Raw genomic sequence first — 3,338 nt, 5'->3', positions numbered from 1 at the left:
TAAAAAGAACCGCAGGTCTCTTCAGATCTACGGATTTTCGCCATGCCACGAAATTAGCATCATGCTAGCAAGTTAAGCGAACACTGACATAATAAATTAGTGGTTAGCTATATTTTTTTACTTTGCAACAGAACCTAGAAATGGCTATCAATGAAGAACTGGGGTTATATATATCAAAAAGCGAAGGTGTATTTGCAGTAAATCAATTAGAAAATAATGATATAGATTTTATAGAATCAAGTGATAGTTATGTTGAATTAATCGGTATTAAAGAAGTTAGTGAATTAACGAATACTGGTAGAATGACGATTAAATACAGAATCGAAAACAACGTATTCAAAAAGATGCCTAAACCATTTTTTGTATTAAGACAAAGTAGAGGTGATTCTCATTTTTGGTTAAGGTCTCAATTTGAAGATAAAAAGGAGTAGTTAGATGAAAACGGTCAAAATTCTATTATCTATAATACTTACCACTATTGTTTTAGCTGGTTGTGATATAGGTGAAGCTATAAAAGATGAAGCAACAAAAGAATTAAAGACACAGTCAAAAAAAGCATTAGAAGATTTTAAAAATGAAACCTTTAGTAAATCGACACCGAAAATTAAGAATAGTAATGACGATTTAGCGCTGATAAATGCTGAAACTAATGATGAAAATTACGCGTTTATTAATGATAATAAAACATCATTATCAAAAGCAGATCAGGAACTTATTAATAAAAAGGGTAATTCTGAATTTTGGGCGTTATATTCTGATTTAGACCAATTAGGACGGGGTGGAAAAGTTACTGCCTTAGTTACACATCAAGCAGTATTAAATAATTCATCAAGCGCTAAAGAAAGACCTCAATTTGATTCAAGTGTACATTTAGCTGGTGAATACAAAGACGGGCAATATGACCCTATAAAGCAAACCTGGAAAGGTACACAATCAAATAATCAGATCTTACAATTGGAAGGATATAGAGGATATATCTATAATAAGTCACATTCTCTTGCCTGGTCATTAGGTGGCGATATGGAAACCCACAACCTAACTTTAGGAACTAGAGCGCAAAATGTAGGTTCAAATAGAGCATCTGATGGTGGTGGAATGGGATATCCTGAAACACAGGTAAGAAACGCAATATATGATAAACCTGAAACTAATGTATTTTATGAAGTTACACCTGTTTATAAAGGTGATGAATTGCTACCTAGAGGGTCGCATGTTCGATCCTATTCAATCAATGACAATGGAAAAACCATCAACTTGAATATATGGATAGCCAATAAACAAAAAGGGGTTACACTAAATTATGAAAATGGAACATACACAAATTAATAATGAACCAGTTTTAAATATAGAAGAAATAATTAATTTTGAAGTATTTAAAAATATAAAAAATATTCCAGCTTACTGATGACATACCAATTCATTGAACTATCAAACGCCAGTCAGTTATAAATTAAGTACCACATAAAAATTGTCCAGTTTACTGTTGACATACCATAAAGAAATTTGGAAATCCTAAAGTCATTATTGCTAGTTCTACACTTTTATTTTCTATGTAAAAAATGATAAAAGACTTTAGGATTAATCAAAATTATAATACGATGATACACTAAACGTTTTCCCCCTTCGAACATTAGCATGGTCAAGGGGGAGTACTGGTAAAAAATTTTAAGTTATCTAACTTAAAAAGAAAATACTCTAAATTTAGCACCAATTGTCACTAGATTTACCAGATAATTCAATTTCTTCTAAAACTTCAATGTTTTGTTCCATATTTAACACCTCTTCCCTCGTTATGTAAAATGTTACAATATTAGTATATAAAACTACTAAAGATAAGTCTACCCTAATTTTCGTAATTTTCTAAAAAGAGTTGAAATTAATATACTGAAAATTAAAAAAAGTTTTACATTTATATTTTCTTATAATATATTTGATTACGAGGGGGTTTTTAGATGAAAAGAAAAATTATGGCAACATTTTTACTAGCTCGTAGTTCAATAAATATTGCTGATAGTATTTATGTCCTTGTATTGATGTGGGCTATTCAAAATTTCACCAATAATACATCTTATACTAGTTTTACATATGCTGCTTCTACTTTCGCTGCAATTTTTGTTGTATTTATTGGACCATATATAGATAAAAAATCACCTTCTAAAATTATTACATATAGTATTTTGACACAGGTTATATGTATATTCATATTTATACTATTATTACTTAACAATCTTAGTTCTTGGACCATAATGATTATGATGATAACGGTCTTCATATCATCATTTTGTTCCAGTATTTTTTACCCTGCTAACAATACATTTTTCACTAGTTTGGTGGAGAAGGAACATTATAAAAAAGGAATTTCAATATTTCAGACTTCCGATCAAATTATAAATTTTTTAAGTTTTATATTAATAGGTGTTCTGATAAGTTTTCTTGGTTCAATCAAAACACTCATTATAGCTATAATATTGTTTATATTGGGGTTGTTTTTCTTATACATATTAAATAATTTTTCTCAAAAAAAGAGAGAAATGAATATAATAGGTGAGGAAAGTTATTTATCGAATTTATCTAATGGTATTAAAATAATTACAAATATTACGGCATTAAGATTAACTTTACCTATTTCGTTATTTGGGAACGTTGTTGTAGCAGGTTTTATTGCGTTACTACCATCAATTGCACAAGATAAAGGACCTATATATTATTCAATAATTTATGTATCTTTCTTTTTAGGATTTATAATAGGCGCGGTATTTTCCAATGCTTTAAAAACAAATATACAAAATATATATGTATATAGTTTTTTTATAGGTATATGTTTATTGCTTTTTTCTTTAACAATAGAACATTATTATGCACTAATTTTTGTATTATTTTTTGGGTTATCTTCTGCCATCATTAACATATTTGATGAGTCTATTTATCAAGAAAATACACCTGAAAAGTATATGGGAACAGTTCTTACGATGAAGAGATCAGTTTTATCACTAGGTAGTCCAATAGGGGCAGTAGCTGTAGGATTTTTAGCTTTTTATATCAATAATATTAATATATTAATATTATTGTCGTTTGTGAAAATTATATACGATATCTGTTTTGGCTTGATAAATTTTAAAAAACTAAAAGTATTCGGAGGGTAAAAATGGAAAAATTAAAATTCAACCCATTTTGTGAAGTAGAATATAATGAAAATTTTATATGTTTTAATGACTATAAAAAACAAAAAATTATAAAAATTAAAAGAAATGAATTAATTATTAGAGTTGTAAAAGAAATAGATGATAATTTGACTTCCGAAGAATTATATAATCAATTAAACGAATCTAAAAGTTTAA

At 28.0% G+C, this 3,338-nt stretch carries 4 protein-coding genes and 1 pseudogene; all 5 read left to right on the top strand.

The window, feature by feature from the left end; all coding sequences use genetic code 11:
• Positions 1-76 (top strand): annotated as a pseudogene (locus CD129_RS11850) (IS6 family transposase); the annotation flags it as partial.
• 64 nt (positions 77-140) lie between these two features.
• The gene (locus CD129_RS11845) at positions 141-431 is read left to right on the top strand and encodes a hypothetical protein (RefSeq protein WP_126577753.1); all 291 of its coding nucleotides are present in this window, start codon (positions 141-143) and stop codon (positions 429-431) included.
• A gap of 4 nt (positions 432-435) precedes the next feature.
• Positions 436-1,326: a DNA/RNA non-specific endonuclease gene (locus CD129_RS11840; RefSeq protein WP_115336959.1), complete on the top strand. Its 891-nt coding sequence runs from the start codon at positions 436-438 to the stop codon at positions 1,324-1,326.
• Between the two features lie 626 nt (positions 1,327-1,952).
• Complete coding sequence (locus CD129_RS11835) at positions 1,953-3,143, top strand: MFS transporter (RefSeq protein ID WP_115336960.1); 1,191 nt, start codon at positions 1,953-1,955, stop codon at positions 3,141-3,143.
• Positions 3,144-3,145: 2 nt separating this feature from the next.
• A partial coding sequence (locus tag CD129_RS13335; RefSeq protein ID WP_218585274.1) for a hypothetical protein occupies positions 3,146-3,338 on the top strand: 193 nt, incomplete at its 3' end.

The organism is Mammaliicoccus fleurettii (assembly GCF_003970575.1).
Classification (GTDB): domain Bacteria; phylum Bacillota; class Bacilli; order Staphylococcales; family Staphylococcaceae; genus Mammaliicoccus; species Mammaliicoccus fleurettii.
The sequence above is the reverse complement of the archived record's forward strand: the minus strand, read 5'-3'. Positions and strand labels throughout refer to the sequence as shown.

Coding starts and splice junctions, on each gene's coding strand:
- CD129_RS11840 (WP_115336959.1), top strand. CDS start 436: ATGAAAACGGTCAAAATTCTATTATCTATAATACTTACCACTATTGTT.
- CD129_RS11835 (WP_115336960.1), top strand. CDS start 1,953: ATGAAAAGAAAAATTATGGCAACATTTTTACTAGCTCGTAGTTCAATA.
- CD129_RS11845 (WP_126577753.1), top strand. CDS start 141: ATGGCTATCAATGAAGAACTGGGGTTATATATATCAAAAAGCGAAGGT.